The organism is Hymenobacter crusticola (assembly GCF_002154225.1).
Taxonomy (GTDB): Bacteria; Bacteroidota; Bacteroidia; order Cytophagales; family Hymenobacteraceae; genus Hymenobacter; species Hymenobacter crusticola.
The window spans coordinates 1-2,374 of sequence record NZ_MTSE01000084.1 but is presented as its reverse complement, the minus strand read 5'-3'; the positions used below and the strand labels follow the sequence as shown (position 1 = coordinate 2,374).

Below are 2,374 nucleotides of genomic sequence, written 5' to 3'. Positions count from 1 at the left end.
GGGCCGCTAAAACGGCCGTTTTCTGAGACGAGGTGTCGTCCTGAAATAAGTTGACCGTGAGATTTTTACTATATTTTATTGTCTATATTAGCTACTGTACTCTATCTCCTTCTTCTTCCCGCCTAGCTATGAAATTGCTGCGTTTACTGCTCCTCGCTATCATACTGATTTACCCCGGGCTCTCGGCGATGACCATTGCGCAGCCGCCGCTGCCCTCCGCCAACGCCTTTCGCCTAGCGGGACAGCACTTCCAAAACGCGCAGCAGCAGCTCAACTATGTGGCCCCCCTGCAAGCCTTGCTCTCCCACAAGGCGCAGTTGGAACCTAATATGTATGCTCAAACTTTGGCGACTCATTTCTCCTTTGTGGGACAGCTACCGGCCCAGACGACCAAGGCGCTGCCAGCCGCTTATCAGACCCTGCCGCTGGACTCGCTGCTGCTAGCCCGCGCCCAGGCCACCTCCATGGTTATAATCAATGAAGCCCACGACCAACCCGCCCACCGTGCCTACTGCCGCCAGCTGCTGCCCCAACTCGCCCGGCTCGGCTACTCGCTGTTGGCCGTCGAAGCCCTCAACCCGTCCGATACGGCTTTCAACCAGCGCCAATACCCCGTCGCTACGTCCGGCTATTACACGTGCGAGCCGGCCATGGGCAACCTGCTGCGGGCCGCGGCCGAGCAAGGCTACTATGTGTTTGGCCACGAGATTCGGGTAGACCAAGAGAAGGAACTGGCGGATTTCAATAAACGCCAGCAATATCGCGACTCGCTACAGGCCGTGAATATGCTGGCCGTGCTGCGCCAGCATCCGGGCGCCAAGGTCGTGGCGCTGGTGGGCTACGATCATCTGGCAGAAAAGGAACGTTCCGGGATCAAACGCTTCGCCACCTACCTTCGAGAACTAGGGCAGGTGGATCCGCTGACCATTGATCAGACGTCCGACTACCGCCTGCCAGCGTCGGCCACGCGCCCGATGGTGTTGGCCACGGCGGGCAAAGTGCCCACGGTCAGCGGTGAATATGCGGGTCAGGTGGATCTGCAAGTGCTGCACCCGCCGCTGACTCGCGTGCAGGGGCGTCCACGGTGGCTTGCCGCCAGTATGGGCACGAAGGCCCTGGTGCAACCCATTCCCGCCCGCTATGTGGGCACGGCGTGCCTGGTGCAGCTCTACGATCAGGGCGAGTACACGCGCCAGGGCGATAAAGCCATTCCGCTAGATCAGTACCTGACCAACGCTACGCAAAAACAGGTGTACCTTTTTCCCTTTGCGTCGGGCCGGGCCGTGGTGGTGAAATACCGGCCCGCCAAGTTGCCGAAAGGCTAAGCCCATTGCGGCCACGAACTGGTTGCCTTGGCCCTCCAGTAGGTGGTAATCCTTCATATAATTGGACGGACGAGACGCTAGGCGGCATGCTAATCCGACCAGCAGGGTCTATGTAGGCTCATGCGCTCCACTTCTGAGACACTTTCCAGGGCTCCTTTATAAAATGTCCAACCCCCGTGGAACATCGTCCAACAGCACGAAGTCCACCAATGAGAACAGTGGGGGGCTTCGGCGTAGGAGAGGTACTCTGTCTCACCGCAGCGCAGTAGGACGCGTTGACCCGCCCACCGTGTGGCCGCTTGTTTACTCTTGGTACTACCAAGGCCAAGCTCTATCAAAGCTGCTAAGGGCTACTCGCCAAAGTAAGCAGATGCAGCCTTTTTGGTGGTAACTCCCTGCAGTTCGCTGCCGCTGCCTGTTCGGACCAGCTGCTTTAAGGAAAGCATTCCGACCCTGCCATTTAGTACTTTTCCTTGATTTTGGATGGAAAAATAACTAACTCATTGTCAGTGCTTTACAAGGTTCGTTCAGCGCTACAGCGTACCACCAAAAATGTAGTCGATACTGGCACTATTCCGGGGGTTTGTTTCCGGCTGGAAACGAGCCCCCGGAATAGGGTCTGCCCCTTCCGCAGGCGCTCGAGGAGGCCACCAAAATAGTAGTTGATGGACACCAAAATGGTAGTCGAGTTACGCGCCTAAATCGTGATAATTGTCTATAAATCAACATGTTAAACTATATATTCTCCTGGTGGTGGGCTGCGCCCCCCCGGTGGAGCTACTCCTGACGGCGGCGCTTCTCCTCTCCTGTTCCTAGCCCTTTCAATGCAAAAAAGAAAACGACAAGAAACTAGCTGTTTAGAAAGATTATTTTCTTTTAAAGTAGTTTACGGGTCGCGCAACTAGTTGTTTAGCAAATAGTTACAAGGGTAATCGCCTACTGTTTTGGTGTCCATCGCCTACCAAATTGGTGTCCATCACCTACTGTTTTGGTGCGAAAAGGCGCGGAGACGACTACCAAATTGGTGTGCATCGACTCATCTGTAAGAA

Annotated in this window: 1 protein-coding gene; it reads left to right on the top strand. The window is 55.6% G+C overall.

Annotated features, from left to right (window positions below):
- Positions 1-128 precede the first annotated feature (128 nt).
- Positions 129-1,325, top strand: a complete 1,197-nt coding sequence (locus BXP70_RS28885) for a hypothetical protein (protein ID WP_086597591.1) — start codon at positions 129-131, stop codon at positions 1,323-1,325.
- Positions 1,326-2,374: the final 1,049 nt, after the last annotated feature.